Origin of the sequence: Kribbella soli (assembly GCF_004331345.1) — a bacterium.
Taxonomy (GTDB): Bacteria; Actinomycetota; Actinomycetes; order Propionibacteriales; family Kribbellaceae; genus Kribbella; species Kribbella soli.
On sequence record NZ_SJJZ01000003.1, the window covers coordinates 1621474 to 1644518 of the forward strand.

The following is a 23045-nucleotide window of genomic DNA, read 5'->3' on the forward strand; positions in this document are numbered from 1 at the left end:
TGAACCCGGCCGAGAGAATCGCACTACTTGTAGGCGACCGCTGCGCTCGCGGGACCGGTGAGGGGCAGAACCTCGACGTCGCGGAAGCCTGCCTGGCGGCACCACCCGGCGAAATCGGCGCCGGTGAAGTCGAACGCGTCACCGAACTCGATCAGCATGTTGAGTGACATCATCAGTCCGAATGCGTTCTCGCGCCGGGCGTTGTCGATCAGGTTCTCTATGACTATGTAGGCGCCGCCGTCGGGGAGCGCCTCGTAGGCCGCCCGGATCAGCTGCAGTTTCCGCTCGAGGTTCCAGTCGTGGAGGATCAGGCCCATCGTTATCACGTCCGCTTTCGGAAGCGGGTCGGCAAAGAAGTCACCGGAGGCGATGCTGATGCGGTCGTCCAGGCCGGCTGCAGCGACCGCCCGCTCGGCGATCGGCGCTACGACCGGAAGGTCGAAAGACGTCAAGCGCAGGTGTGGATGGTGACTGGCGAGCACGGCGCACAGCTGTCCGGTTGCGCCGCCTACGTCGCAGACGGTCTCATAGCGTGAAAAGTCGAACGTCTCGGCGAGCGCGTGGAAGTTGCCGAGCGATATGCCCGTCATCCCGTCCATGAACTGCTCGAGTCGCGCCTCGTCCCTGTAGAGCTCCTCGAACACCGGCTTGCCAGTGTGCTTCACCTCGTTCTGCGGCTTGCCCGTCTTGAGCGCCTCTGTCAGGTCGCCCCAGAAGCCGTAGAGCCGTGCATTTGACATCTCGAGGATGCCGCCGATGTACGTGGAGCTTCGCTTGTCGAGGAAGGCCGCGGTTTCCGCGGTGTTGCAGTAGCGGCCTTCGCTTCCTTCCCCGTCGCGTTCGAGGAACCCGAGCGCGACGAGCGCGTCGAGGAAGTCGTGAATCCCGCGCGAATGAAGTCCAAGCGCCACGCGGATCGCCTCGGCGGTCATCGCGTCGTCGCTGAGCTCTGTGAAGAGTTCGAGCTCAACCGCCGAGAGGAGCGTCTTCGACGGCCAGAACCCCATGCCCACCTGCATTACGTGAGAGGGGTCAAGTTGGGTCTGCGCCATAGATTTCTCCGTTTCTGAGTCAGCGAGCAGCAGGGGCTCCGCGGAGGTCTGGTGTCTGGACAAACGCGCCGGACCTGTCACCCCGCTGTAGTCGCAGTGCACGTAATGCGGCGACGCGACCAGCTGCGCGTGCCGTGCGGCCGTCCCGCGGTCGGCTGCCATCGGCTAGCTCTTTGCGCGGCAGGCTTCGCCTTGGATTCGGGTGACGAAGTGGTCGGTCTCGAAGTGTTGGTTGAGGTAGGTGAAGCCGGTTGCGCCTTCGTAGCGGCCGGTGCCGCCGGTGAACTCCTGGGTGCCGCCGGCGTGGCCGAGGCCGGTGGCGGTGTCGATGTTGCCGATGCTGGTCTCGAGGGCCGTGAGCGTCGCCCCGTCCTTGAAGGCGTACGTGATCGTGCCGCTGACTGCGCGATAGCCGGGTGATGTCGACGGTGGATCGGCACGGGAGCCGAGAACGAACACGGTCTTCGCGTCGAAGCCGTGTTCACCGCGGACGGTGCCGATGACGCAGGCTTGGGCCGGGGGCGGGCAGCCCTCCGTGACGACCTTGTCGTAGATCGTCGCGTCGATCTGCCGGCAGCGGGGTGACGCGTTGGCCAGGGATGTGCTGACGACGGCGCAGGCACAGGCGATCGCGAACGCGGCGATGCGCAGGGATCTCATCGGGCCTCCTGTTAATGGGTGTCCGCGGCAGCTTAGGAACGGCGCCGAGCCGGTGGTACGGCCGATTCGAGGTGTTCTGCGCCAGTCCAGTCTCGATCAGATAACGCGTCGCAGCGCGGCGAGTCCGTCCGGGATCCGGTCGGACGCGATGGCGCCGTACCCGAAGATGAAGCCGTTCGGGCCGGAGCGGTCGATCCCCCAGCGCGAGATCGTGCCAACACTCACGCCCGCCGCGAGAGCGCGCGCGGCAAGGACCGTGTCATCTGGTTGTCCGGGCGTGAGCAGCGCGGCCATATGCGTCCCGCCGATGGACTCGATCGGCTCGAGGATGCCGGCGAACTGCTCGCGCAGAGTGCCGATCAGCAAGTGATGCCGACGCTCGTACGCTCGCCGCATCCGCCGGATGTGGCGAGCCAGGCCGCCCTCCTCGATGAAGGCTGCGAGCGCGGCCTGCAGGTGGCCGGCGGTGCCGTAGTCGGCGACGAGCTTCGCGCGGCGCGCGGCTTCACCCAACGTCGCCGGAACGCCGAGAAACCCGACCCGCAGAGCCGGCAGCAGCGTCTTGGAGAACGACCCGACGTACAGGACGCGGCCCTCACTGTCGATCGCCTGCAGCGGCGTGAGCGGACGTCCGGTGAAGCGGAACTCCGAGTCGTAGTCGTCCTCGACGATCGCCGCGTCCTGCCGGGCGGCCCACGCGAGTAGCGCGGTACGGCGCGACTCGGACATCGGCATGCCGAGCGGAAACTGGTGCGACGGCGTCACGTAGACCATCCGCGCCTCAGCCGGGAGTTGGTCGACAACCAGACCCTCGCTGTCGACGGGCACCCCGACGACGCGGGCTCCGTGCGCGAGGAATCCTCGGTAGGCCGGCAGGTAACCGGGATCCTCGACTGCCACCGTGTCGCCCGGTTCGAGCAGAACGCGCGCGGCGATGTCGAACGCCTGCTGCGCACCAGTCGTAATCACGAGCTGCTCAGGCGCGGTCCGGACACCACGACTCACCACCAGATGTCGCGCGAGCACGTCACGCAGCCGGGCCGAGCCCGCCGGGTCGGCGTAGTTGACCTCGGTACGCATGCGCAGCTGGTCATTGAGTAGCGCTCGCCATCGTGCGAACGGGAACTGGGTGCGCCCGGGGATGCCGGGCGCGAAGTCGAATTCGGGTTCCGATCCGGCGAGATCCGGAACTGCGAGCTGCTCGGCGGCCCAGATCGGCCGCGGCCGGAGCGGGGACGCGGCAGGTGCGACCGGCGCATGGCTGCGTCGCTCGGTGACGATCGTTCCGATTCCGGCGCGCGAGCGGATCAGCCCGTACGCGGCGAGCCGCTCGTACGCCGCGACCACCGTCGCCCGCGACACCGACAACCGGGCGGCGAGCTCACGAGAGGACGGCAGCACGGTTCCTGCGGGCAAGGCGTCGGTGCTGATTCGCTCGTACAGCTGTGCGTAGATCTGCTCAACCAGCCCGCCCTCCTCGCCCAGGTGCAGATGGAGATCCATTCCGGCATTCTCGCCAACGGACCGCCTCAGGGTGAAGCGTCCTCTGCAGCGCGGGCGAGCCGAGGTCAGTCGATGCCTTCGACGATGCGGAAGTCGCGCTCGACGCCGTCGGCGAGGGCGACCAGGGCCTCCTGGTAGGCCGCACTCTCGCGCGCCGCGACGGCCTGCTCGAAGCTGTCGAACTCGACCACGACGGTGCGCTCGGCGATTCCGGCGTCGTGGGCGACGACCCGACCGCCACGGACGATGGTCCGCCCGCCCGCAGGACGGACGGCCAGACCGGCCAGCTTGTTGTAAGCCGCCAGCTTCTCAGGGTCTGAAATGGTGCGGTAAACGCTGACCCAGTAGCCCTTGGGCATGGAACCTCCAGTGTTGGGATGAGTGCATCTGAGCGTCGTGATCGCCATGGCGCCCGAGCAGCGCGCCGGCCTGGTCGGCGTACGGCGGTTCCGGCAGGGCTGTTTCGCGACATCGGCGCTCCCGTTGAGGTTGTTTTGAAATTCGAAACAACCTCAGAGATGCTAGTGTTTCGAATAACGAAACACAAGGAGGGTCATGCCGACGCCGCGCCCAGGAACACCGGTTCGTGGATCGACGACCGGCCGTCCGATCATGGCCGCGATGGACCTTTTCGGTCGTCGGTGGGCGCTGCGCATTCTCTGGGAGCTGCGTGCGGGTCCACTCGGCGCCCGCGCGATGCTGGCACATTGCGAAGGAATGTCATCCAGCGTCCTCTACCAGCGACTTCGCGAACTCACGGCAAGCGGGATCATCGCCCCCTCAGCCGAAGGCTACGAGCTCACTCGCCTGGGGGCAGCACTCAGTCACGCCCTCCGACCGCTCGACGAATGGGCGATCACCTGGGCGCAGGCGCAAGAACAGAACGATCAGAATCCTGCGGACGCATGAAGGTCGAGCCGTTGACCGCCGGTCAGCCGATGGTTCGCTTGCTGACCTTGTACTCGTAGACATCGGTTCCGGCCTCGTCGATACCGAAGCTGATGATCCGTTTCGGGTGAATGCGGATGATGGCGCCATCGAACCCTGTCTGTGCGAGGTCGTGTGCCCAGGCGGAGTCGGTGGGCTCGGCGAGGCGCCCTAGCCGTTGTGTGGACAGGTACTCGAGTTCGGCCTCGGTGATGGACATGAGGTGCCTTTCCAGGGGTGGGATTTCAGTGCAGCAACGCCGGTCAGCGCAATCTGCACGATGGTGGACGCGCTCGTGTTTCCGTTCAGCCGGCGAGTCGGGGAAACAGGCGCCGCGCGTTGGCAGTCGTCAGCGACCGCCAGGTGGCTCCCTCGACCGGCGGCCTGGTGGCGTCGACGGTCGCGATGTGTGTGTCGGTAACCGGGGCTGGAGTCCAGCAGTAATCGCTGCCGAACAGCAGGCGGTCCGGGAGGGCGAGTTCGAGGAGCGCCGGAAGCTGGCGCGGGAAGGCTGGGCCGGCGATGTCGTAGTACAGGCGACGCAGTTGCTCCACGGCGTCGGGCGCGTCCGGCTGTGGTGAGCCCAGGAACTGCGTCATGAACTCGTTGATGCGGTCGGCCAGGACCGGCAACGCGCCACCGCAGTGCGGGACGATCACTGTCAGGTTCGGATATCGCTCGAGCACTCCCGACATGAGCAGATCCGTCACGGTCCGCGCGGTGTCGAAGATGTACTCGACCATTGGGCGTGGCCGCCCGAGCGCCGACTGTTCCCAGCCCACCGGTGAGGTGGGATGCAGGAAGGCGACGGCCCGGCGTCGGTCCAGCTCCGCGAAGACCGGCTCGAAGCTGCCGTCCCCCAGGTACTTGCCGCGAGCATTGGTCATCAGTACGACGCCATCCGCGCTGAGATCATCGAAGCTGTAGGCGATCTCTTCGAGGGCGCTCCCAACATCGGGCAGCGAGACAGACGCGAAGAACCCGAACCGGTCCGGATGATCGGCGACCAGACCAGCGGCGTCCTCGTTGACTTCCCTGGCCAGCCTGCGGGCGCTGTCGTCATCTCCGAAGTGCACGCCCGGGGAGGACATCGACAGCAGAGCGGCCTGGATGGCGTTGCGGTCCATCAACTCCAGGTGTGCCTCAGGCGACCAGACCGGCCACCGGTCCATTCCGTCGGGATGGACATGGCCGGCGGCGGTCGCCTGGCGGACGTACGACTCCGTGACGAAATGCGCGTGGACGTCGATGAATTGGGACTCAGATGACGTCATGGCGCCTGCGGCATATCGGTCATGACGGACGGGGGCGCGGTCATAGCGACTTGGCATACCGGTGGGCCAGTGAGGATTGGCTTCCTTGTGTGAGGAGAGCGCGCTCAGCCTGCTGTAGTCGGTCCAGCGCCTCGGGTCCGGACAACCCCGGCACACACACGGCTTCGCCTCGGGCCACCGCGACTGCGGTCGCAGTGGCGACGTCCTCGGCGGACATCGCGTCCGGGCGGTTGCGGTTGGCGCCGCCAGACCACTCGGTCGCAACCTGCCCCGGGCAGACCACCGTGGCCTGGACTCCAGTGCCGACCAGTTCGGTCGCCAGCGTGCGGGTGAACGCGACCGTCGCCGACTTCGCTGCGACATAGAGGGTACGGGCCGGCAGCGCGGCTGCGGTCACGCCCGAACTGAACGCCAGCAACGAGGCGATCGTCACGATGGAGCCGCCGCCCTTGGCCAACAGCGACGGCAGTACGGCGTGCGCGAGGGTGACCGGGGCAGTCGAGTTGAGCCGCCACAGCGCATCGACCTCGGCGGCGGACACATCGCGCAGCGGGGCATAGCCCGCAGCGCCGGCGTTCGAAATCAGCAGATCCATGTCGCCTGCCGCGGCCCGCTCGGCCGCGCCGGCCAGCCCGCCGGGAGTGGACAGATCGGCGACGAGGGTCTCCACCGAGGCACCGAACCTAGCGGTGCCGGCAGCAACCTCTTCGAGGCGATCACTCCGCCGCGCGAGCAGTACCAGGTCGTAGCCGCGCTCCGCGAAGGCCAGCGCCAACGCGGCACCGATTCCGCCGCTGGCGCCGGTGACCAAGGCCTTGGGTCGAGGTGTCATGGCAATGGACTATAGCACTTGATATCTATCAAGTACTTGATGCTTCGCAGGTGCAATAGAGTGAGTCCATGAACACGTCCCGCTCGACGACCGATGACCCTGACACGCTGGATCGTGTGACCTGGGCGTTGCGGAGGGCGGATCTGGCCATGCAGGCGGTGAAGGAGCCGCCGTTGCGCGCAGTAGGCATGTCCGGCTCGAACTACGCCGTGCTGATGACCCTGCGGACCACGCCTGGCATCACCGGAGCCGAACTCGCCCGCCTGGTCGGCATCACGCCGCAGGCGGTAGCTCTCCTGACGGCCAAGCTGATTGAGCGAGGGCTGATCGAACGGCGATTGCATCCCCGGCACCGCAGCGTGCAGGAGCTTCACCTCACCGAGAACGGCCACGCGGAACTCGAGAAGGCCGAACGCATCATCAGCGACCTGGAAAGACACGTCCGCGAGTCCCTCGGCCCCCAGCGGTACGGCCAACTCCGCAAGCTCCTCGGCCAGGTCATCCAAGCGCTCCCTGAGTGGACTCCCCCGGAACCATCCTGACGAGCAACTTCGAGCAAGCAGGTGAGGGACCTCTGTGGCGTGGATGAGGGTTCCTCGCAGGGGAATGTCTCCTGTTGCCTGTGACTACTTGTCTGCGGCGGCGAAGACCTGCTTGGCCACGCTCATCGCCGACATGGCCTTGGGCCAGCCGCAATAGAAGGCCAGATGGGTGATGGCCTCGATGAGCTCGCTCTCGGTGGCGCCGTTCCGTTTGGCGTAGTCGAGGTGGAAGACGAGCTGCTCGGTGTTGCCGCCTGCGGTCAGCGCGGCGACCGTGATGAGACTGCGCTCCTTGGCGCCTAGCTCGCTGCGCTCCCAGACCTCACCGAAGAGCACATCGTCGGTAAAGCGGACGAGCCCCGGGGCGAACTCACCGAACATCTTCTGCGCGCCAGACGGTTCCTGACCGGCGTTGGTGTCGGACATGCTGCATCTCCTCGTCGTCGGTCCAGGACGTCATGGTGTCGGTTCCTTCCGGCGTTCCATCTTTGTGTGCTTGGCCGAAACGGAACAGGGAGGGAACTGTCCCCCTTACACGAGCCGCGTCGGATGTCATCGTGGAGCACATGCCCAGGAGCTCGAACCTCCGTGAATTGGGAGAGTTCCTCAAGGCTCGCCGGGCCGAACTCGCTCTCGGAGATGTGGGACTGCCCGACAGCCGGCAGCCACGGCGGGTGCCCGGATTGCGCCGCGAGGAGGTGGCTCTCCTGGCGGCCATCAGCACCGCGCACTACACCCGTCTCGAACAGGGCCGAGCACCGGCCACGGGCCCGGTTCTCGGCACGCTCGCCCAGGCGCTGCGATTGAGCGAGGACCAGCGCAGCTACCTGTTCGAACTCGCCGGAAACGATGTCTTCCATCGCCGTTACCGGCGCGCCCGGCAGACGGTCCAGCTCCACCTACAGCGCCTTGTGAACGATCTGCCCGGGATCCCTGCCTTTGTGCTCGGTCGCCGCACCGACATCCTCGCGTGGAACGAGATGGCCGCTGCCCTGATCACTGACTTCGGACAGATCCCGCAAAAGCACCGAACCTACGTCAGGCTGCTGTTCACCGACCCCGCCATGCGCACGCTCTACCCGGACTGGGAGAACGTCGCCCGGAGGGCTGTGGCGCAACTGCGGACCGAGGCGGCACGCACTCCGGGCGATCCGCGGATGAGCACCCTGGTCGGCGAACTGTCGACGCGGGACGAGCAGTTCAGAACGTGGTGGGCCGCTGATGTCGTCGCCGGCCGCGGGGTCGGAGCCAAGGACCTGAATCACCCGGTGGTCGGCGCGCTCACTCTCGACTGGGACACCCTCACGAGCGCGGCCGACCCCGAGCAGCATCTGGTCGTGTGGACCGCCGAACCCGGCAGCCGTTCCGCCGACTCACTACGCGTCCTGGCGTCCTGGGTAGCAGGGGACTGACGAGGCCGACGCCCGCTTCATCCACCTGTGGACGGTCCGCGTGCCACGGTCCAGCAGCACTCCTGGCCACCGTCGACGCCGACGGCAAGTCCCCGTTCCACGGCTACCGCCTGGTCGCCGACCTCGGCGCCGAGTACCGCGATACCGCGCCATTCACCCCGCACGTCGAGGTGGACCGCACCCTCTACACCGGCCAGAATCCCGGCTCGGCCGTCCCGCTCGCCCAGGAACTGCTCAAGGCTCTCGGCTGACGCCGCGCCGCGTCCCTGCCGCGGGCCCCCGGCCAGGGAGGGACAGAACTCTCCCTGTGACAACCTCGATCACCGATGCGACGCTGAGGGCATGAACCGCGATCTCCACCGCAGCGACCTCGGCGCATTCCTCAAGGCACGCCGCGCCGAACTCGACCCGGCCGCCGTCGGCCTGCCCGCGGCGGGCCCGCGGCGTGTCGCGGGGCTGCGCCGCGAGGAGGTCGCCGTACTGGCCGCCATCAGCACCGACTACTACTCCCGCCTCGAACAGGGACGGATCCAGGCATCGCCGCCGGTACTGGAGTCGCTTGCCCGGGTGCTGCGCCTGGACGACGATCAACGCGCCTATATGTACGAGCTCGCGGCCAAGGACGACTACCGCCCACACCGTCGCCGCCCGCGTCCCAAGGTGCAGCCGCAACTTCAGCGGATGCTCGACGACATGGCGCTGACACCCGCCTTCGTCATCGGTCCGCGCACCGAGATCGTCGCCTGGAACGCCTTGGGCGCCGCCATGATCACCGACTTCGGGAAGATCCCCGACCAGCAGCGCTACTACATCCGGCTGCTGCTCACCGACCCGGCCATGCGCGAGCTCTACGCGGACTGGGAGGGAGTCACCCGGCTCGCCATTGCCCAGATGCGGATGCACAACGCCAACAACCCGGGCGACGCAAAGCTGGCCGAACTGGTAGGCGAACTCTCGATCCAGGACGCCCAGTTCCGACGGTGGTGGGCAGCGCACGATGTAGCAACCCGCGACACCGGCACGAAACACCTGCACCACCCCGTCGTCGGGGACCTGCACCTCGACTGGAACGCCGTCACCTGGGCGGCCGATCCCGATCTCCAGATCATCGTCTGGACCGCCGAGCCGGGCACGCCGTCGCACGAAGGCCTACGTCTGCTGGCCTCCTGGGCCGCCGACCCCGCCCACATGGCCACCGGCAACCCGACGTGACGTCACGCTGCCAGTCACAGCGGAGGTCGGCCCTGTGAAGCGCGTGACCTGGCTCGAGCTGTTCTTCGATCTCGTCTTCGTCTTCGCCGTCACCTCGGCGTCGGAGCTGGTGCACCACGATCATTCGTGGCTCGGCGTCTGCCGTGCGCTCATCGTCTTCATCCCGGTCTTCTGGGTGTGGGTCGGAGGCACGATGCACGCGAACCTGCACGAGATCGACACTGTGCGAGGACGACTCGGAATGTTCGGTGTCGCCTTCTGCGGCCTGATCCTCGCCCTGTCCCTGCCTGGGGCGTTCGAGGGCACCGCCCTCTGGTTCGGCGGAACGTACTGGGTAGCCAGATTCGGTCTGCTGCTCGCGATCCAAGGTCTGCCCCATCGCGCCGCCTTCACCACGTTCACCGTGGGTGCGTTCCTCACCGGACCACTCTTTGTGGCCGGAGCCCTCCTGCCGCCGGCGGGGCGAACGGCGGTCTGGGCCGTCGCCGCGCTGACCGACCTCAGCGTTCCGTTCCTGGCACGCAAACGCCTGAGCTCCGCGCCCTTCGACGCATCCCATGTCGCCGAGCGGTTCGGGCTGTTCGTGATCATCGCCCTGGGCGAAACGGTGGTCGCGACCGGAGCCGCCGCCGCGGAACACCAGCTCGACGCCCTCGGGCTCGCTGCCCTCGCCGCCGCGTTCGCCGTTTGTTGCGGCCTGTGGTGGGTGTACTTCGCCTTCTCCGCTACAGCCATCCACCACGCGATCGAGTCGTCCACAGTGCGCATCGAGATCATCCGACCCGTACTGTCCTACGGACATCTGATGCTCATCGCTGGGATCATCGGCGTCGCCGCAGCCATCGGTGCCGCCGTACGGGACCCAGCAGAACCCTTGCACCTCGACGCCGCGACCCTGCTCTTCGCCGGCACCTGTATCTACCTCGGTGCGTTTGCCTTCACACGGTGGCACATGTTCCACACTCTGGCCACACCCAGACTGGTCGCTGCCGCGGCCTGTCTCAGCCTCATCGCAGTGGCGCCCACAATCCCCGCGCTCGCCTCCGTCACGCTGTTGGCAGCGCTGCTGATCGTCCTGAACGTCGTCGAGCATCGCGTCGTCCCACAAACCCTGCACCGGACCACATGAGCAAGCTCGCCGCTGTTGCCACCAACTGAGGAGTACGCATGCAGTACAGCCGACTCGGGAACTCGGGGCTCAAGGTCAGCCGCATCGCACTGGGCTGCATGAGCTACGGCGACCCCAGCCACGGTCTGCACAACTGGACCCTCGACGAGGACGCCGCACAGCCGTTCTTCCGCCAGGCGATCGAACTCGGCGTGACGTTCTGGGACACAGCCAACACCTACCAGCGCGGCAGCTCCGAGGAGTACGTCGGCCGCGCCGTCAAACGCTATGCCCGCCGCGAGGACATCGTGCTCGCAACCAAGGTCTTCGGGCACATGCACGACGGACCCGGCGGGCAAGGACTGTCCCGCAAGGCAATCCTCGAACAAGTCGAAGCCTCCCTCACCCGGCTCGATACCGACTACATCGACCTGTACCAGATTCACCGCTTCGACCCCGACACCCCAGTCGAGGAAACCATGGAGGCGCTCCACGACCTGGTGAAGGCCGGCAAAGTCCGCTACCTGGGGGCTTCATCGATGTGGGCTTGGCAGTTCGCCAAACTCCAGCACGCAGCCGCCCTCCACGGTTGGATGCCATTCGTGTCCATGCAGGATCAGTACAACCTGCTCAAACGCGAAGAAGAACGCGAAATGCTGCCCCTGTGCACAGACCTGGGAGTGAGTAGCATTCCCTACTCACCCCAGGCCAAGGGGCGCCTGACCCGTCCCTGGGGAACCCAGACGGTGCGCTCATCGACCGACGAGGTCGCCCGAACCTTCGACAGCCCCGCCGACGAACCCGTCGTCAACGCCGTACAACAGATAGCCGAAACCCGCGGCGCCCCCATGGCCCAGGTCGCCATCGCCTGGCTCCTCACCAAACCGGTCGTCGCAGCCCCGATCGTCGGAGCCACCAAAACCCACCACCTCGACCAAGCGGTCACCGCACTGGACCTCCACCTCACCGACCAGGAGATCCAAACGCTCGAGATGCCCTACGTCCCGCAGAAGCCCTATTGGTATTGACGCTTCCAGGGAAGTAGCGCTCGGCCAGTACCACCCAAGCCGTCGATTGAACGAGGTTCGGCGCGGGTGTTAGGTGGAGACAACATCAGCTCGTTGGCACTTCGGAAGGACACCCCGGATGGAACTCGGTCTGCAGATTCCTGACTTCACCTGGCCGAACGGCGCGGCCGCGCTCGGACCGGAGCTCGCGGCTGTCGCCCGGACGGCCGACCAGGCCGGCTTCGGCTACGTCGCGGTGATGGATCACTTCTTCCAGATCCGCGGTGTGGGGCCGGCGGAGCACGACATGCTCGAGGCGTACACGACGCTCGGATTCCTGGCCGCTCACACCGAACGCGCCAAACTGCTCACCGTCATCACCGGCGTGCACTACCGGCATCCGGGCCTGCTCGCGAAGGCGATGACCACGCTCGACGTACTGTCCGGGGGGCGCGCCATGATCGGGCTCGGCGCCGGCTGGAACGAGGAGGAATCGCGTGGTCTCGGCTTCCCGTTCCCGCCTGTCGCCGAGCGATTCGAGCGCCTGGAGGAGACGCTCCAGTACCTGCTGCAGATGTGGTCCGACAACGACGGCCCGTTCAATGGACAGCACTACCAGGCCGAACGGCTGATGAACGTTCCTCAAGCGCTCAGCAAGCCGCATCCGCCGATCATGGTAGGCGGTGGCGGCGAGAAGAAGACGCTGCGCCTGGTCGCAAAGTACGCACAGGCGTGCAATGTGTTCAACACCCCTGATCTCGAACACAAACTCGACGTCCTCAAACAGCACTGCGAGAACGAGGGCCGCGACTACGACGACATCACCAAGACCGTCTACCACCTGATCGACACCGGCGAGAACGGCGAGAAGACCAGCGAACTGATCGACGAACTCGGCCGCCTCCACGGCCTCGGCTTCAGCGCTGCCATCGGCATGGTCCCGCAGGTCCCACGCCTCGACGTACTGGAGCGCATCGGCTCGGACGTCATCCCAGTCACCGCAGCCTTCTGACCACCCACTCCATGCCCCTTGCGACGAGAACCGACGGGCACGAGATCTCCCACCTCGAGGAGCGCATCGCGGACGGGAAACGATCCAACCTCCCTGGACAACGAGCGGGTCGTCCATCCTGATGCCGAGACCAACCTGCTACCCCGCAGGCTCGCTTCGGCAGGTCACTGGAGTGGCGTCGGCGTGGGCGCGGATGAGGGGGTCGGCGCGGTGGCGGCCGAGGTTCCACTCGAGCCAGTCGTTCTTGCTGGGCTCACGAGCGGTCAGAGCACAGTAAACGACGTCGTCCGGCAGCGTCGTGAGTACTGGTACGGCGTCGTCGGAGAGCCCTTGCAGGTAGTACCAATCGACTTTGCCGGTCGCGGCGTAGCGGTCGACGTTGTGCTGGGCGATCCATGCGTCTGGGTTGATGGCCGCGATCCCGAGAAGGAGGCCGGCGCCGCTGAGCAGCGCGGCCCGGGGCAGCCAGGCTGCCTTCATGGTCACGCCGGCCACAATCACTCCGATCACGAGCAGACCGAGCCAGCCCTCGAAGACGTCGACGAGCAGCCGGAGCTCGGTGAAGCCGTAGGCCTCCTGGTAGACGTGCATCCGGTAGAGCGCGGACGCGACCACCACCAAGGTCAGCAAGCAGAGCAGACCGAGCGACCCACGCAGCCAGGCCACGTCAGCAGGCGTGGCACGCGGTGCCTTGCGAGCGGCGGCCCAGACCACGAGCAGAGTGAGTGCAGTGGCCACAGTGAGCTGACCGAAGCCCTGGTGGACGTACTCCGCGTAGGTCAGCCCAGTGATGCGCTCCAGGTACTCGTGACCACCGAAGTTCGCAGTAGCCTGCGCTGCCAGGAAGACCAGGAACACCGCATCCACAAGCAGCACCGGCACCAGCCACTCGTACCGGCGCGCGACCGGCCGCACCGGAGCGCCCGCAGGCTCGACGCTGGGCGGATTCAGCCCCACGTACGTCGCTGCCAGTACGACGCCACCTACCGCCACGGTAATGAACGCACGCAGTACGAACGTGTCGAGATTCAGATCCGGTACGACGACGCCCGCCCACTCGGCGAAGACCGCATCGGCCGACGCGAACAGCAGTCCGAAGACCAGGACCCCCAGCAACGACCACACCGCAGTCCGCAGCGCCGCAGCACTCGTACGCAGACCTCTCACGGCCTGTGCAGAGCGACCCAGCCACGGCAGTCCCCGGAGCCCAGCGAGCGGCCAGGCCAAGCCGGCCAGCACGAAGCTCGGTAGCGAGCGGCCGTTCACCAGTCCGGCCATGCAGACCGCGACGCCCGCCAGCAGGCACAGGACCACGATCCATTCCGCATCCCGAAGTACGGCTGTCGCTGCCAAGAGCGCGCAGAGCGCAGCACAGGCCTGCGTGAAGCGGGACCGGCGGTTGACGCTGAAGCCGAGGATCACTCCCCCGGCTGCCAGCAGTACGACGAACGTGCCGATACCGATGTCGCGGAATGGCAGGACGATGCCGGCCAGCAGACCGACTCCCAAGCAGGACAGGACCGCACGGAGGTTGCCGGGCAGGCCGGTCTCCGGCCAGAACCTGCCGAACAGCGTATCCATCGCTGGCTCCGACACCCGCACTGGCGCTGCAGCGGGTGCGGGCGTCTCGACCGGCTTAGGCATGGCGGGCTCCCTCTTGACGACCTGAGTGTGTTGCCGTTGTTCGTGCTTGACGACCTGAATGTGTTGACGTGGTTCGTGCGGTAGGTCGACGCGGACGCGGGCACCCGTACTACCCGGTGCGGGGTCGACGAAGTGGATGGTGCCGCCGTGGAGATCGGTCACCCAGCGGGCGATCGCGAGACCCAGACCTGTGCCACCGCCACCGCCCGCCTCCGTCAGCGTCCCGAACCGCTCGAAGACTCGGTCCCGGTCGACGGCAGGGACACCTGGCCCGTCATCCAAGACTTCCAAGCGCCATCCGGTGGCTGTGGCCTCGGCGGTGATCCGGACGACTCCACCGGCAGGACTGTGCCTGGACGCGTTGTCGAGCAGGTTGGCGATCAGCTGGTGCAGCCGTGCTGGATCTGCCGGGACACTGAGGTCCTGCGGCGTGACGCGCACGTCGTACCGCACCTCACGACCAGTCACTCGAGCCTCGGCGACGGCCTGCTCCAGCAACTCCGCGGCCGCGACCTGTGTGGTGGACAGTCGAGCCGCACCGGCGTCCACCCGGGCCAGATCCAATAGATCCGAGGCGAGTGCCGAGAGCCGCTCTGCCTGGTCGAGCGCTGTCCGCAATGCGACGGGGTCCGGCTCGGCGACTCCGTCGACCAAGTTCTCCAGTACGGCACACAGCGCGGCGAGCGGCGTACGCAACTCATGGCTCACGTTGGCGACCAGCTCACGGCGTTGGCGGTCGACGGCCTCCAAGTCCTCAGCCATCCGATTGAAGGCCCGTGCCAGCTCCCCCACCTCGTCGCTCGAGGTCGCGGTGACTCGACCGGAGTAGTCGCCTCGTGCCATCTGCCGGGCCGCAGCGGTCATCTCGCGGAGGGGTGAGGTCATGCCGACTGCCAGCAACTGGGTCACGCCGAGGGCCAGGGCCACCGTGACCGGGATGCTGAGCCAGACAGGTACGTCGCCGACGGCCCCCACCGCGGCGACGATCGAAGCCACCGTCACACTGATCGCTACGAGCAGGCCGAGCTTGACCTTGACCGACGTGACCTGATCCATCAGCGGGCCGCTCACGTCGTGCTCCCGGGCTCGAGGGCATAGCCGACGCCGTGGACCGTTCGCACGCGGTCGGCGCCTATCTTGGCTCGCAATGCCTTCACGTGGCTGTCGACCGTGCGGGTCCCGGACGCACCCGGCCAGCCCCACACCTCGGCGTACAGGTTCTCCCGGGTCAAGACGTCACCCGGCGTCGCCGCCAGACAGAGCAGCAGATCGAACTCGGTCGGCGTCAGATGGACCTCGGCCCCAGCGGCCCAGACCCGGCGCGCGGCCGAGTCGATCCGCAAGTTGCCCACCTCGGCAGCCGGTCGGGCAGCCAACTCGGCAGCCCGCTCGACCCGCCGCAGCAGAGCCGCCACCCGAGCCACCAACTCCCGCATCCGGAACGGCTTCGTGAGGTAGTCATCCGCCCCCAGCCCGAGCCCGACCAGGATGTCCGCCTCGTCGTCGCGCGCGGTCAGCATCAGTACCGGCACCGGCCGCTCAGCCTGGATCCGCCGGCACACCTCATGCCCGTCGAACCCAGGAAGCATCACGTCCAGCAGCACCAGGTCCGGCGCGCTCGCCGCGAACTGCTCGACCGCTCCGGGCCCGTCCCACGCCTGCACGACGTCGTACCCGGACCCACGCAGCCGGTCAGTCACCGCCTGGTTGATCACCGGCTCATCCTCGACCACCAGAATCCGGCGGCCCACTCCGTCAACTACCACGCTCCGACCATAGGAGCCGACCTGGTCAGACAGACACGACGACTCGTGAAGGTTCTGTGCAGGTTGCTGGACCGGCCGCCCGAGCATCATCGAACTCGAGGCCGCCGAACGCCACCGGCCGCAGGACCTCGATCTGATCGTGACCGTGCGTCACTTCACGTCAGTGGTGAATTCGAATGTCAGCAGAGGGATCGCCTGGTCGAGGATCGTGAGCATTTCGGGGTGGGTCGGTGCGTGGCCGGCGAGGAAGTCGAGTTGGTTGGTGGCGGTGCCTCCGGCGACGATCGATCCGGGCTGGACGAAGGTTCGGTAGTGGTCCACGCCTTCCAGGGCGGAGACTTCCCGGCCGTCGGGGATCGACTGCACGCGGACCCGGTCGGCCGGGCCACTGCTGTAGTGCTGGAAGTGGACGGCCGTCGGTGCGTTGCTCTCGAAACGGGGATTCTCTCCGAGCGCGACCTTGGCGGCCAGTGCGACCAGATCCAGGTTGCTCGACCGGAGTGCGAGGTCGGCGAGATGTCCGCCGAGGCGGCCGTTGACCTCGATGATGCGGGGCCCGTGCGGGGTGAGTTTCACCTCGGTGTGGCTGATGCCGAACGTGATCCCGAGAGCCTCGAGAGCCTTGCCGGTCAACGCCGTGATCTCGTCCTGCTCGTCGGACGACAGTTGGCACGGCCAGAACTGGCCCGTCTCGCGGAAGGGCTCCACGAGCGGCAACTTCCCGGTCACGGCGAGGTGGCGGGTCTGCGCGTACGACGTGATGCTCTCGACCGAGACGTAGTCGCCGACCCCTTGCGCGGGCCGGCCGGACAGGTACTCCTCGACGACCAGCGCAGGTGTCCTCCTGAGCAGCTGATCCACCAGGTCGGCGCCGGTTCGCCGATCATGGACCAGGAAGGTATCCCGGCTGGCCTCGCCATGACTGGGCTTCAGCACCGCAGGCAGACCGACGTCGTCGCATGCCGCCGCCCAGTCCCCGGCACGCGTGAGCTGGTGACAGCGCACCGGATCGACACCCGCGGCTGCCAGTCGCCGCCGTTGCGCATACTTGTCCGTCACCAGCTCGACGACGTCAGAACTGTGGCCGGGCAGACCCCAGTCAGCCGCGAGTCGTGATGTGGCGCCGAGCATCCGTTCGCTGAAGGTCACCACGCCGTCCGGTCGCGAGCCTGACATCGCGTCATCGAGCGCCCGCACCTCGCCGAGGGCCCGCAGTACCTTCGATGCCTGCTGCGCATGGTCGGACGGCGGGACGACGAACACCAGCTCGGCGAGCGGCCGCAGGCTGCGCGCGATCTCGAACGGCAGCACCGCTCCACGGTCGTAGACGACCGCCAGCGTCGGCTTCCGCGCGGTCATAACTGGTCCGGTGCCTGTACTGCGCGGCGAAGACTCAACGGACGCAGATCCGTCCAGGTCCGCTCGATGTAGTCCAGGCAGTCCTGTTCGGGACCGCTCACACCCACCTCTGTCCAACCCTGCGGCAGCTCACGGCCGACGGGCCAGATCGAGTACTGCTCTTCCTCGTTGCGTACGACGGTGCGCTGGCTGTGGTCGCTCATCGTGCCTCCTGGCTCATGAGAGCATGTCCGGGTGGATGTGGTGGTGGAAGCGGTGGACGCGACCCGATGGGACGATCTGGCCGAGTTGTTCGGTCCGAACGGGACGTACCGAGGTTGCTGGTGCATGACCTGGCGGCTCACCAGCAAGGAGTTCACTGCCAACGGGAACGCAGGGAATCGCGCCGAGCTCGAGTCGATGGTGAAATCCGGGCAGCAGGTGGGCCTGATCGGCTATGCGGACGGCAAGCCGGCGACCTGGTGTTCGGTGGCTCCGCGTCCGACGTTCCCGAAGGTGATCCGGTCCACGACCATCGCTCCGGCCGACCCGGAGGACGAGTCCGTCTGGTCGGTGGTGTGCTTCTTCGTCCGCGCCGGTTTCCGTCGCAAGGGTCTCCTCGACCCGATGCTGGCCGCCGCGGTCGAGGCTGCCCGGAAGGGCGGCGCACGGGCGATCGAGGGCTACCCGGTCGACACCGAAGGCGGCAGCAAGCCGGGCGCCCTCTACACCGGCACCATCGAGCTGTACGAACGCAACGGGTTCAAGGAGCACATCCGCCCGGCGTCCGGACGTCGCGTCGTGATGCAGCGACTGCTCGACTGATCTGACCAGGGCTCTCACGGCGTCGCTCCGAACACCGGAGCGGGCAGCGCACGGTGATCGATCTTGCCGCTGCTGGTCAGCGGGAGCGTGGGCAGGACGGTGATCACGGCCGGGATCATCGAGCTCGTCAGCCGCTCGGACAGCCGCGACCGCAGCTGTCGTGGATCCACCGCAGCCCCGTCCCGGGAGGCGACATACGCCGCCAGACGCTTGCGGCCGTCCGTGTCGATCCAGACGGTGACGTAGGCCTGCGCGATCTCGTGATCGCGCATCAACGCCGCTTCCACCTCGCCGGGCTCCACCCGGACACCGTGCAGCTTGACCTGACGATCGATGCGGTCGAGGAACACCAGCCGTCCGTTCGGCAGCCGGTGGACCCGATCGCCGGTCCGGTAGAGCCGAGCGCCCGGGTCGGCGCCGAACGGGTCGGGGACGAACACGCGGGCGGTGTGTCCCGGACGGTTGAGGTAGCCGTACGCGAGGCCGGTCCCGCCGATGACCAGCTCACCCGGAGCGCCGTCCGGCACCGGCTCGAGGTTCTCGTCCAGGACGTAGGCGACGTGATTCGCGATCGGCAGGCCGATCGGTGGCGAGGTGTCCCACACGCCGTCGCAGTCGTGGGTCACCATGGTCACGGTGCATTCGGTCGGTCCGTAGCCGTTGACGAATCGGCGCCCTCGGTTCCACGCGTTCACCAGTGAACCGGGGTACGCCTCGCCGCCGACGAACACCACCCGCAGGTCGGGCAGGCGAACCGGATCGAGCATGCCGAGCACGGCCGGAGGCAGATCGGCGACGGTGATCGCCTCGTCCTCGAGCAGCCGTTGCAGGCGCCGTACGTTCAGCCGGTCGGCGTCGGTCGCGACCTGGATCCGCGCCCCGGTGAGCAAGGCCCCGAAGACGTCGAAGATCGATACGTCGAACACCGATGCCGCGAAGGCGACGATCCGGTCAGCAGCAGTCAGCTGGAACAACTGCTCCACCGCCGCGACGAAGGCGACCACCGACCGGTGCGACACGACGACGCCTTTCGGCGTTCCCGTGCTGCCCGACGTGTAGAGGACGTAGGCGACGTCGTCGCCCGCCAGTTCCTCCACCGGGCCGGAGTCCGAACCGCCGGCGGACCGGGCCGGCAGCCGTGGAATCGATCCGAAGACATCCGTGTCCTCGTCGTCGGTCACGATCGCACAAGGCTCCGCGTCGGCGAGGATCGCGCGGACCCGAGCGGCCGGCATGCCACGCTCCAGCGGTACGAACGCCGCACCGGCCCGGAGGATCCCGAGCATCGCCACGACCAGCCACGGATCCCGCCGTACGGCGAACGCGACCCGTGCGCCACGACGTACACCCGCAGCTCGCAGTCGCGCAGCCAGGTCGGCCGATGCGGCATCGAGCTCCGCGTAGCTGAGGCTTTCGGTGCCTGCGGCAACGGCTACGGCATCCGGTTGAGCCCCGGCCCGCTCGGCGAACCGGTCCGGAATCGACCGGTCCACAAAGGAAAGGTGGCTGCCCTGCCACCGCTGCTGGTCGTCGAGGACCTCGGCGGTCATCGGATCTCCCGAGCGGCGAGCTCCTGGACCAGGCGATCCACCTCGTCCACCTCGAGGCTCGCGATCTGCGCCTCGAGCAGGCCTTCGATCAGGACGGCCTGCGCCGCGATCGTTGGCCGCTCCATCAGATCTGCGATCCGCACCGGGACTCCGAAGAGCTCCGACAGTCGTACGGCGAGCTTCGCAACCAGCAGCGAATGGCCGCCGAGGCCGAAGAACGACGTCTCCACTCCCTCGACCTCCACCCCGATCAGCTCGGACCAGGCGGCCGCCAGTTCCTTCTCCAGCAGCGTGACCGGCGGTGCGCCGGCATCGTCCGCCAGCCAGGTGACAGTCGTTCCGCCGCGGTCCGGCGACAGTCCGCCGGTGAGCTCCACGGGCGACCAGGACAGCTCGTCGAGACGGCGATCGAGATCGCTCAGCGCTGCTCCGAGCCCATCGACGAATCCGGCCGCCAGCTGGCGAACCAGCTCGGCATCGCGCTCGTCCCGGTGCGCCCACTCCATCAGCATCCCGGTCTCGGTACGTCCCACCGCGACCATCAGCGGTAGCGCCGGCAGCCCCGGCGCCTCGAGATCGAACAGGGAGGTCTGCAGTCCCGGCAGGTCGAGCGCCGGGAGGTCGACCTGCTGATAGGTGAAGGAGACCTGCAGCAACGGGTCGTCCGCGCTCCGGCCGTACGACCGCGCCAGCAGTTCGTAGGGCAGCTCTCGCGTCGCCAACGTCCCGAGGACGGCCGCGCGCTCGTACGCGAGCAGCTCGCGTACGGTCGTGGCACCCTCCACGTCGACCCGGCTGACGACGAGATTCACGAAGTACCCGATCAGGTCCTGGTGGGCGGACTTCGTCCGGGCCGAAACCGGCGTACCGAGCAGCACGGCCGGTACGCCGACCGCCCCGGCCCACCAGCTCCGGAAAAGCGCCGCCAGGACGATGTACGGCGTCAGCCGGCAGCTGCGCGCAACATCGAGGACCCGCTCCGCGACCTCGTCCGGAAGCGGCATGGACTGAAGGCCGCCCGCGGCGGGGCCCGGCCGGCTGGAGAGCGGAACCGGCGGCGGTTCGCCTACCGCGTCCCGGGCCTTGCCGAGCAGACTCGCCAGCCGCTCGCCGCTCAGCTCGTCCCGTTGGCTCCGGGCGATCTCGCCGTACTGCGTGGACAGCACAGGCAACTCCGGCCCGTCGCCGGCGACCGCCCGCCGGTAGAGGCTCTCGAGCTCCCGCGCGAAGATCACGCCGGACTCCGCGTCCCAGACGATGTGATGGCGGACGACCAGGACCACATGCTCCTGCTCGGACAGCCGGTACACCCGTACGCGGACCGGACGGTCGCGGGTCAGGTCGAACCCGCGGCGGACCTCGTCCACGCACCTCTCGCGGACGATGCCTGGATCGGTGGACAGCTCCACCAGCGCGAAATCGGGCTCGGTACTGGCGTCGACCTCTTGCCGGCAGGTCTCGCCGCCGAAGTGGAACGTGCTCCGCAGTACGGCATGCCGCTCCGTGATGGTGGCGAAGGACTGCCTCAGGGCGGGTACGTCGAGTGGGCCGGTGACCCGCAAGCTCAGCGCCGGCGCGGACAGTGCGGCGGGACCGAGCAGCTGGTCGACGAGCCACATCTGCTCCTGCCCGAAGGACAATGGATACATCGCGATCAGCTCCGGTACGCGGGTCGGGTCAGGAGGCGGCTTGGACACGACCGGCGGCGAGCTCCCGCCCGACGATCTGCGCGAGCCGGTCGAGAGTGGGCGCTTCGAAGAACTCGGCCACGTCGATTTCGACCCGGTAGTGGTCCTGAGCGGCCGTCACGACCCGCATCAGGTCGATGCTGTCGGCACCGAGTGCGAAGAAGTCGTCGGTGGCACCGACCGGGGTGTCGCCGAGCACCGGCCGGTAGCAGTGTTCGCGGAGCTCACCGGGCAGTGCGGCCGCGCTGGTCGCAGCCGGGGAAATGTCTGTCATCTCGATTCCGTCCGATCGGTTGGCGGGTCCTGGGTCTGGTGCTGTACGCCGCACAGCTCGGCGAGCAACTCGGCGTACTCGACGGCATAGCCGCGCATCGTGGTCTCGTCGTACTGGTCGACGGGGTATCGCACGGCGAGCTCGAGCTCGTCGCCCCGGTCGAGCACGGTGAAGGAGACGTACGGCACGCCACCCGAGAGCGGCAGCTCGACCGACTCGATCACCAGGCTGTTGCTGAGGGACAGGCTTCGGCCGACCGACTCCACCGGCAGGTAGGTCAGCATCGTGTCGAACAACGGGTTGTCGAACGGTCCGCGGGCACCGCCGACGGCCTCGACCATCCGGGCGAAGGGGACGTCGCGACGGCGCAGTCCCTGGTTGAGCGTGTGCTGGGCCACGGTGACCGCCTCGCCGTACGGAAGGTCGGCGTCGGCCGGCAGCCGAACCGGCAGCGAATTGAGGAAGTAGCCGATCAGCCCGTCGGCGCCTTCCTGCTCGCGACAGGAGACCGGGGTCCCGAAGACGATGTCGGAAGCCTCGCTGTAGCGACCGAGGAACCGCGCGAAGGCAGCAGCGACCGCGGCGAAGCGGGTCACTCCCCCGGCGGCCGCCGACGATCGGAGCGCCTCGGCCGCACCCGGTGGGAACGGCTGCCGCAGCACCGCGCCCGGCAGCACGAGCCGTGCACCGGCCGGCCGGTCGGTCGGCAACGACACCGGCACACCTCCGGCGAGCGCATCCGCCCAGTACCGGACCCCTTCGTCGAGATGCTCCGGTGTGATCCGCTCGGCCACATCGCCGCACTGAGCACGCAGCGGGCTCAGGGCCGGAAGCTCGCCCGTTGCCGTGATCGCGTTGTACACCTGGCCGAGCTCGGCTTCCAGTACCGCCGACCCGTGCTCGTCGATCGCGATGTGGTGGAACGCGAACAGCAGCAGGTACCGCTGCGGCGCGTACCGGCAGACGTGCACCCGGAACAGCGGTCCCGACGACAGGTCGAACGGTAGATCGGCCTGCCGGCTCAGGAGATCGAAGGCGGCCGCGCGGTCCCCGACGACGTCGTACCCGATCTCGACCGGACCAGGTTCGCCGACCACCTGGAACAGGTCGGTCCCGTCGACGTCGAACCTCGTTCGGAGCATCTCGTGGCGGGCAACGACGTACTCGAGGCTCTGCCCGAGGATCTTCAGATCGAGAGGGCCACGGACGTCGTGACACATCGGCACATGGTGGGCGGCGTTGGCCGGGGCCAGCCGCCAGAGGAACCACTGCGCCTGCTGCGTCGGCAACGCCCGGAAGCGGTTCGGACGCTCCACGACCGCGACCTGTTCGGAGCGCGGGTTGCGACTGCGGTGCAGGATCTCCCGACGCTCGTCGGCGGGCAGGGCCAGCAGACGTTCCATCAGCTCGGTGGCCATC

At 67.6% G+C, this 23045-nt stretch carries 25 protein-coding genes; 9 read left to right on the top strand and 16 right to left on the bottom strand.

Annotated elements, in window-relative coordinates:
- Positions 1–23: 23 nt before the first annotated feature.
- From E0H45_RS30580 to E0H45_RS30595, 4 genes are all read right to left on the bottom strand, one after another.
- The gene (locus E0H45_RS30580) at positions 24–1214 is read right to left on the bottom strand and encodes a methyltransferase (RefSeq protein ID WP_202872575.1); all 1191 of its coding nucleotides are present in this window, start codon (positions 1212–1214) and stop codon (positions 24–26) included.
- Positions 1215–1217: 3 nt separating this feature from the next.
- Complete coding sequence (locus E0H45_RS30585) at positions 1218–1712, bottom strand: hypothetical protein (RefSeq protein WP_131343605.1); 495 nt, start codon at positions 1710–1712, stop codon at positions 1218–1220.
- A 96-nt stretch (positions 1713–1808) separates the two neighbouring features.
- Positions 1809–3215 (bottom strand): MocR-like pyridoxine biosynthesis transcription factor PdxR, encoded by a 1407-nt coding sequence (pdxR, locus tag E0H45_RS30590; protein ID WP_131343608.1) that lies wholly within the window; start codon positions 3213–3215, stop codon positions 1809–1811.
- A 65-nt stretch (positions 3216–3280) separates the two neighbouring features.
- Entirely contained in the window at positions 3281–3574 is a 294-nt protein-coding gene (locus tag E0H45_RS30595) for a DUF1330 domain-containing protein (protein WP_131343610.1), read from the bottom strand.
- Positions 3575–3770: 196 nt separating this feature from the next.
- On the opposite strand from E0H45_RS30595, the gene E0H45_RS30600 reads away from it, so the two are divergent.
- Positions 3771–4124, top strand: coding sequence for a winged helix-turn-helix transcriptional regulator (locus E0H45_RS30600; RefSeq protein ID WP_202872576.1), 354 nt, complete (start codon positions 3771–3773; stop codon positions 4122–4124).
- Positions 4125–4146: 22 nt separating this feature from the next.
- On the opposite strand, the gene E0H45_RS30605 is transcribed toward E0H45_RS30600, so the two are convergent.
- From E0H45_RS30605 to E0H45_RS30615, 3 genes are all read right to left on the bottom strand, one after another.
- Complete coding sequence (locus tag E0H45_RS30605; RefSeq protein WP_131343612.1) at positions 4147–4362, bottom strand: PNPOx family protein; 216 nt, start codon at positions 4360–4362, stop codon at positions 4147–4149.
- Positions 4363–4447: 85 nt separating this feature from the next.
- Positions 4448–5416 carry an amidohydrolase family protein gene (locus tag E0H45_RS30610; RefSeq protein ID WP_131343614.1) on the bottom strand — a complete coding sequence of 323 codons (969 nt, stop codon included), beginning with the start codon at positions 5414–5416 and terminating at the stop codon, positions 4448–4450.
- A 40-nt stretch (positions 5417–5456) separates the two neighbouring features.
- Positions 5457–6248, bottom strand: coding sequence for an SDR family NAD(P)-dependent oxidoreductase (locus E0H45_RS30615; protein WP_131343616.1), 792 nt, complete (start codon positions 6246–6248; stop codon positions 5457–5459).
- A gap of 68 nt (positions 6249–6316) precedes the next feature.
- Between E0H45_RS30615 and E0H45_RS30620 the strand changes: the two genes are divergently transcribed.
- Positions 6317–6790 (top strand): MarR family winged helix-turn-helix transcriptional regulator, encoded by a 474-nt coding sequence (locus tag E0H45_RS30620; RefSeq protein ID WP_202872577.1) that lies wholly within the window; start codon positions 6317–6319, stop codon positions 6788–6790.
- Positions 6791–6874: 84 nt separating this feature from the next.
- Here the strand turns inward: E0H45_RS30620 and E0H45_RS30625 are convergent, their stop codons facing one another.
- Positions 6875–7216: a carboxymuconolactone decarboxylase family protein gene (locus E0H45_RS30625; RefSeq protein WP_131343618.1), complete on the bottom strand. Its 342-nt coding sequence runs from the start codon at positions 7214–7216 to the stop codon at positions 6875–6877.
- Positions 7217–7356: 140 nt separating this feature from the next.
- Here E0H45_RS30625 and E0H45_RS30630 point away from each other — a divergent pair, with 140 nt between their 5' ends.
- The 6 genes from E0H45_RS30630 to E0H45_RS30655 all read left to right on the top strand — a co-directional run bounded on the left by E0H45_RS30630 (position 7357) and on the right by E0H45_RS30655 (position 12541).
- Positions 7357–8202 carry a helix-turn-helix domain-containing protein gene (locus E0H45_RS30630; protein ID WP_131343620.1) on the top strand — a complete coding sequence of 282 codons (846 nt, stop codon included), beginning with the start codon at positions 7357–7359 and terminating at the stop codon, positions 8200–8202.
- Positions 8130–8453: a type 1 glutamine amidotransferase family protein gene (locus E0H45_RS43005; protein ID WP_202872578.1), complete on the top strand. Its 324-nt coding sequence runs from the start codon at positions 8130–8132 to the stop codon at positions 8451–8453. Before E0H45_RS30630 ends, E0H45_RS43005 begins: the two co-directional genes overlap by 73 nt.
- Positions 8454–8544: 91 nt before the next feature.
- Positions 8545–9414 carry a helix-turn-helix transcriptional regulator gene (locus E0H45_RS30640; RefSeq protein ID WP_131343622.1) on the top strand — a complete coding sequence of 290 codons (870 nt, stop codon included), beginning with the start codon at positions 8545–8547 and terminating at the stop codon, positions 9412–9414.
- Between the two features lie 34 nt (positions 9415–9448).
- The gene (locus tag E0H45_RS30645; protein ID WP_165546644.1) at positions 9449–10543 is read left to right on the top strand and encodes a low temperature requirement protein A; all 1095 of its coding nucleotides are present in this window, start codon (positions 9449–9451) and stop codon (positions 10541–10543) included.
- A gap of 38 nt (positions 10544–10581) precedes the next feature.
- A complete protein-coding gene (locus E0H45_RS30650; protein WP_131343626.1) occupies positions 10582–11550 on the top strand; it encodes an aldo/keto reductase in 969 nt (322 codons plus the stop codon).
- Positions 11551–11668: 118 nt separating this feature from the next.
- On the top strand, positions 11669–12541 hold the full coding sequence (locus E0H45_RS30655) for an LLM class F420-dependent oxidoreductase (RefSeq protein ID WP_131343628.1): 873 nt from the start codon (positions 11669–11671) through the stop codon (positions 12539–12541).
- Between the two features lie 138 nt (positions 12542–12679).
- Here E0H45_RS30655 and E0H45_RS30660 read toward each other — a convergent pair whose 3' ends face one another.
- The 4 genes from E0H45_RS30660 to E0H45_RS30675 form a co-directional block, all read right to left on the bottom strand.
- A complete protein-coding gene (locus E0H45_RS30660; RefSeq protein WP_131343629.1) occupies positions 12680–15256 on the bottom strand; it encodes a DUF4153 domain-containing protein in 2577 nt (858 codons plus the stop codon).
- Complete coding sequence (locus tag E0H45_RS30665; RefSeq protein WP_238155385.1) at positions 15253–15951, bottom strand: response regulator transcription factor; 699 nt, start codon at positions 15949–15951, stop codon at positions 15253–15255. Before E0H45_RS30665 ends, E0H45_RS30660 begins: the two co-directional genes overlap by 4 nt.
- 150 nt (positions 15952–16101) lie before the next feature.
- The gene (locus E0H45_RS30670; RefSeq protein WP_131343631.1) at positions 16102–17310 is read right to left on the bottom strand and encodes an ATP-grasp domain-containing protein; all 1209 of its coding nucleotides are present in this window, start codon (positions 17308–17310) and stop codon (positions 16102–16104) included.
- Entirely contained in the window at positions 17307–17513 is a 207-nt protein-coding gene (locus E0H45_RS30675; RefSeq protein WP_131343633.1) for an MbtH family protein, read from the bottom strand. The genes E0H45_RS30670 and E0H45_RS30675 overlap by 4 nt, the downstream gene beginning before the upstream one ends.
- 31 nt (positions 17514–17544) lie before the next feature.
- On the opposite strand from E0H45_RS30675, the gene E0H45_RS30680 reads away from it, so the two are divergent.
- Entirely contained in the window at positions 17545–18114 is a 570-nt protein-coding gene (locus E0H45_RS30680; protein ID WP_131343635.1) for an N-acetyltransferase, read from the top strand.
- A gap of 14 nt (positions 18115–18128) precedes the next feature.
- Here the strand turns inward: E0H45_RS30680 and E0H45_RS30685 are convergent, their stop codons facing one another.
- From E0H45_RS30685 to E0H45_RS30700, 4 genes are read right to left on the bottom strand one after another with little or no spacing between them, the layout of a single operon-like run.
- Positions 18129–19664, bottom strand: a complete 1536-nt coding sequence (locus E0H45_RS30685) for an amino acid adenylation domain-containing protein (protein WP_131343637.1) — start codon at positions 19662–19664, stop codon at positions 18129–18131.
- Entirely contained in the window at positions 19661–21361 is a 1701-nt protein-coding gene (locus E0H45_RS30690; RefSeq protein WP_131343639.1) for a condensation domain-containing protein, read from the bottom strand. Before E0H45_RS30690 ends, E0H45_RS30685 begins: the two co-directional genes overlap by 4 nt.
- On the bottom strand, positions 21342–21626 hold the full coding sequence (locus tag E0H45_RS30695; RefSeq protein WP_131343641.1) for an acyl carrier protein: 285 nt from the start codon (positions 21624–21626) through the stop codon (positions 21342–21344). The genes E0H45_RS30690 and E0H45_RS30695 overlap by 20 nt, the downstream gene beginning before the upstream one ends.
- The gene (locus E0H45_RS30700; protein WP_131343643.1) at positions 21623–23044 is read right to left on the bottom strand and encodes a condensation domain-containing protein; all 1422 of its coding nucleotides are present in this window, start codon (positions 23042–23044) and stop codon (positions 21623–21625) included. Before E0H45_RS30700 ends, E0H45_RS30695 begins: the two co-directional genes overlap by 4 nt.
- Position 23045 lies beyond the last annotated feature (1 nt).

Coding starts and splice junctions, on each gene's coding strand:
- E0H45_RS30580 (WP_202872575.1), bottom strand. CDS start 1,214: ATGGCAGCCGACCGCGGGACGGCCGCACGGCACGCGCAGCTGGTCGCG.
- E0H45_RS30585 (WP_131343605.1), bottom strand. CDS start 1,712: ATGAGATCCCTGCGCATCGCCGCGTTCGCGATCGCCTGTGCCTGCGCC.
- pdxR (WP_131343608.1), bottom strand. CDS start 3,215: ATGGATCTCCATCTGCACCTGGGCGAGGAGGGCGGGCTGGTTGAGCAG.
- E0H45_RS30595 (WP_131343610.1), bottom strand. CDS start 3,574: ATGCCCAAGGGCTACTGGGTCAGCGTTTACCGCACCATTTCAGACCCT.
- E0H45_RS30600 (WP_202872576.1), top strand. CDS start 3,771: ATGCCGACGCCGCGCCCAGGAACACCGGTTCGTGGATCGACGACCGGC.
- E0H45_RS30605 (WP_131343612.1), bottom strand. CDS start 4,362: ATGTCCATCACCGAGGCCGAACTCGAGTACCTGTCCACACAACGGCTA.
- E0H45_RS30610 (WP_131343614.1), bottom strand. CDS start 5,416: ATGACGTCATCTGAGTCCCAATTCATCGACGTCCACGCGCATTTCGTC.
- E0H45_RS30615 (WP_131343616.1), bottom strand. CDS start 6,248: ATGACACCTCGACCCAAGGCCTTGGTCACCGGCGCCAGCGGCGGAATC.
- E0H45_RS30620 (WP_202872577.1), top strand. CDS start 6,317: ATGAACACGTCCCGCTCGACGACCGATGACCCTGACACGCTGGATCGT.
- E0H45_RS30625 (WP_131343618.1), bottom strand. CDS start 7,216: ATGTCCGACACCAACGCCGGTCAGGAACCGTCTGGCGCGCAGAAGATG.
- E0H45_RS30630 (WP_131343620.1), top strand. CDS start 7,357: ATGCCCAGGAGCTCGAACCTCCGTGAATTGGGAGAGTTCCTCAAGGCT.
- E0H45_RS30640 (WP_131343622.1), top strand. CDS start 8,545: ATGAACCGCGATCTCCACCGCAGCGACCTCGGCGCATTCCTCAAGGCA.
- E0H45_RS30650 (WP_131343626.1), top strand. CDS start 10,582: ATGCAGTACAGCCGACTCGGGAACTCGGGGCTCAAGGTCAGCCGCATC.
- E0H45_RS30655 (WP_131343628.1), top strand. CDS start 11,669: ATGGAACTCGGTCTGCAGATTCCTGACTTCACCTGGCCGAACGGCGCG.
- E0H45_RS30670 (WP_131343631.1), bottom strand. CDS start 17,310: ATGACCGCGCGGAAGCCGACGCTGGCGGTCGTCTACGACCGTGGAGCG.
- E0H45_RS30675 (WP_131343633.1), bottom strand. CDS start 17,513: ATGAGCGACCACAGCCAGCGCACCGTCGTACGCAACGAGGAAGAGCAG.
- E0H45_RS30685 (WP_131343637.1), bottom strand. CDS start 19,664: ATGACCGCCGAGGTCCTCGACGACCAGCAGCGGTGGCAGGGCAGCCAC.
- E0H45_RS30695 (WP_131343641.1), bottom strand. CDS start 21,626: ATGACAGACATTTCCCCGGCTGCGACCAGCGCGGCCGCACTGCCCGGT.
- E0H45_RS30700 (WP_131343643.1), bottom strand. CDS start 23,044: ATGGCCACCGAGCTGATGGAACGTCTGCTGGCCCTGCCCGCCGACGAG.